Source organism: Calidithermus terrae, from assembly GCF_003574345.1.
GTDB lineage: Bacteria > Deinococcota > Deinococci > Deinococcales > Thermaceae > Calidithermus > Calidithermus chliarophilus.
On sequence record NZ_QXDL01000320.1, the window covers coordinates 1 to 3,169 of the forward strand.

Consider the following 3,169-nt stretch of genomic DNA (forward strand, 5'->3'; position numbering starts at 1 on the left):
GCCCACCCCCTCCCGCGCGGGCCGCACACCCCGGCCGGGGCACGGCAGTAACCACCGAGCGGGTGTCCCCTGGGGCGTGGGGCTGTAGTTGGCTTGTGGGGCGGGCACAACCCCAGTGGACGCTTAACCCCGATGGGGCGTCTTGCGTTTAGCGTTTGGCGTTTTGCGTACGACGTAGGACGTACAACGCACGACGCTCTAGCACCCAGCACAGGACCCCCGATCCTGCCCGGCGTCTCCTTTGGCCTCGAGGGCCTGGGCTAAGCTACCGGGGATGGCGTCCTACGGTTTCGGTGCATCGGTTCGTGAGGCTTCCCGGGAGCCGGTTTTCGGCTGTGTTCGCAGGCCGTGAAGCCGCTCGAGCCCGCCCCTTTTCCCCGGCCGGCCGGCGTGCGGGAGGCGGCGGCCATCCAGAGGGCGCTGCGCGACCGGGTGATTTTGGAGGGTGAGCTGTCCGTGGTGCGGTATCTGGCGGCGCTCGACGCTTCGCACCCTACGCGTTTTTCCAAGGTGCAGGGGGCTTCGGTGGCGGCGGCGGTGCTGTGGGACCGGCAGGAGGGGAGGGTGCTCGAGGTCGCCACGGCCAGCGTGCCCGAGGCCGAGCTCTTCCCCTACATCCCGGGCTTCCTCTCCTTCCGCGAGGCGCCGAGCTACCTGGCGGCGCTGGGCCGGCTCAGCCGGCGGCCCGAGATGCTGCTGGTGGACGGCATGGGCATCGCGCACCCCCGGGCGTTCGGGATCGCCTCGCACCTGGGGGTGCACCTCGACCTCCCCAGCGTGGGGGTGGGGAAGACCCTGCTCTACGGCCGGCCCGAGGCCGAGCTGCCCCGGGCGGCCGGGAGCGCGGTGCGGCTGCTGGGGCGGGAGGGGCCGGTGGGCTGGCTGCTGCGCTCGAGGGAGGGCGTGCAGCCCCTCGTGGTCTCGCCGGGGCACCGGGTGAGCCTGGAGGGGGCGCTCGAGTTCGTGCGCTCGCTGCTGGGCAAGACCCGCCTGCCCGAGCCCCTGCGCCAGGCCCACGTCCACGCCGGGGAGGCCCGCCGCACCCTGGGCGGGTGAGAGGCTCGTTAGAGCCGAAATGTGGGGCGGGGCGCGGTTTCGCCCCTGAATCCGGCGGTATAAATTCCCGCGTATCCTTGTCGCGGTTCGCTCCGGCCTTGCCGCTCACCCCGGCGGCAAAACCGGCTGTGGGAGGGCGGTCGTGCCCGCGTCGCCCGTCCCGTCATTCGGCAGACCGCTCGAGCCGCACCGATTCGGAGGAGGTAGGCATGAGCAAAGGCACAGGCATTTCCCGTCGTGAAGCCCTCAAGCTGGCCGGAGCCACCGGCCTTTTGGCCGCCGGAACCGCGCTGGGCCAGGCGCAGGCCCCGGCCGGGGGTGCGCTGCCCAACGGGGCGGGCTTCTACCGCTTCAAGCTGGGCGACTTCACGGTGGTCGTGCTCTCCGACGGCCAGACCCCGCCGGGGGCCACCTTCCCCAACTGGGGCGCCAACCCGGGCAAGCAGGCCGAGTTCGAGCAGGCCCTGCGGGAGCACTTCATCGACCCTAACCGCTTCATCAACAACTTCAACCCCATGCTCGTGGACACCGGCCGAAACAAGGTGCTCATCGACACCGGGCGCGGGGGCCAGGCGGGCCTGCTGCTGACCCACCTCGCCAACGCCGGCTACAAGCCCGCCGACATCGACACCGTGTTCATCACCCACGGCCACGGCGACCACATCGGCGGCCTCATCACCAGCGGGCAGCCCACCTTCCCCAACGCCCGCCACCTCATCGGGGAGACGGAGATGGGCTTCTGGCTCAGCCAGGCCACGCCCCCGGCCAACCTCGCCGCCCTCAAGGACCGCTTCACCCTGCTCAAGGCCAACCAGGAGATCGCGCCGGGCCTCACCGCCGTCGCCACGCCGGGCCACACCGTGGGCCACATGGCGGTGACGGTGGCCTCGGGCTCCAACACCCTCGTGCACTACGGCGACGCGGCCGGGCACTGGATCTTGTCGCTGCGCTTCCCCGAGCACTACCTGGGCTTCGACGCCGACAAGGAGCTCGTGGTCAAGACCCGCGCCGAGATGTTCGCCCGTGCCGCGGCGGAGCGGCACATGGTGGTGGGCTACCACTTCCCCTGGCCCGCCACGGGCTACATCCGCAGGGCGGGCCCGGCCTACGAGTTCGTGCCGGCCTTCTTCACCTGGGGCTGAACATAGACCAGGCTCATACACCGGGGGGAAACGCTTCCCCCCTTTTTCTGGTCTTAAACCGGGCGAGTTCTCGAGGCTTGCGCTACAGTGGCGGTGATGCCGTAACCGCCGGGTCAGGGTAACGCCAATGTTCCGCGCCTTTCTCAAACGCTTCGGCCTGTGGCCCACGGTGGCCCTGCTCACCCTGGCCTCGGTGGTGGTCTCGGTGCTGATGACCCTCGCGCTCAACGGCTGGCGCCTCGACTCCAGCGGCGTGCGCATCGCCATCCTGGTGCCCTGCATCGTGGCGCCGCTGTTCAGCACGCTCCAGCTACGGCTCATCCAGCAGCTCGAGCGCATCCGCGAGGACCTGCACCGGCTGTCCATCACCGACGAGCTGACCCAGACCTACAACCGCCGCCACTTCATGCACGTCGCCGAGCGCCGCCTGGCCGAGTCGGGGCAGGGCAAGGGCCTGTCGATCCTCATCTTCGACCTCGACGACTTCAAGCTCATCAACGACCGCTACGGCCACCTCACCGGCGACGCAGTGCTCGCCGAGGTCTGCCGCCGCTGCGTGCCGCAACTGCGCCAAGAGGACGTGTTCGCCCGCTACGGGGGCGAGGAGTTCGTGCTGCTGCTGCCCGCGACCAACCGCACGCAGGCCCTCGAGGTCGCCGAGCGCCTGCGCCGGGTGGTGGCCGAGCACCCCATCGAGGCGGCGGGCTTCTCCATCCCCGTGACCGTGAGCATGGGCCTGGCCTCCCAGCACGGCTCCCAGCAGTCCCTCGACGAGTTGCTCAACCGCGCCGACGACGCGCTGTACCAGGCCAAGCAGCAGGGCAAGAACCAGGTGCTGGGTTGAGGGCCCTGGTCTCGAGGCCGGCTTTCGGGTGGGGGAGGGGGCGGTTGGCGGTGCCGTGCTTTGACGACCCCCGCCCACCCCCTCCCGCGCGGGCCGCACACCCCGGCCTGGGCGGGACAGCCCAAGC

3 protein-coding genes are annotated in these 3,169 nt (G+C 70.6%); all 3 read left to right on the forward strand.

Going from position 1 to position 3,169, the window contains the following annotated elements:
- Positions 1–348: 348 nt before the first annotated feature.
- The 3 genes from Mterra_RS20055 (at position 349) to Mterra_RS20065 (ending at position 3,042) form a co-directional block, all read left to right on the forward strand.
- Positions 349–1,056, forward strand: coding sequence for an endonuclease V (locus Mterra_RS20055; protein ID WP_119316712.1), 708 nt, complete (start codon positions 349–351; stop codon positions 1,054–1,056).
- A gap of 209 nt (positions 1,057–1,265) precedes the next feature.
- On the forward strand, positions 1,266–2,198 hold the full coding sequence (locus Mterra_RS20060) for an MBL fold metallo-hydrolase (RefSeq protein ID WP_119316713.1): 933 nt from the start codon (positions 1,266–1,268) through the stop codon (positions 2,196–2,198).
- A gap of 127 nt (positions 2,199–2,325) precedes the next feature.
- On the forward strand, positions 2,326–3,042 hold the full coding sequence (locus tag Mterra_RS20065) for a GGDEF domain-containing protein (RefSeq protein ID WP_119316714.1): 717 nt from the start codon (positions 2,326–2,328) through the stop codon (positions 3,040–3,042).
- Positions 3,043–3,169 lie beyond the last annotated feature (127 nt).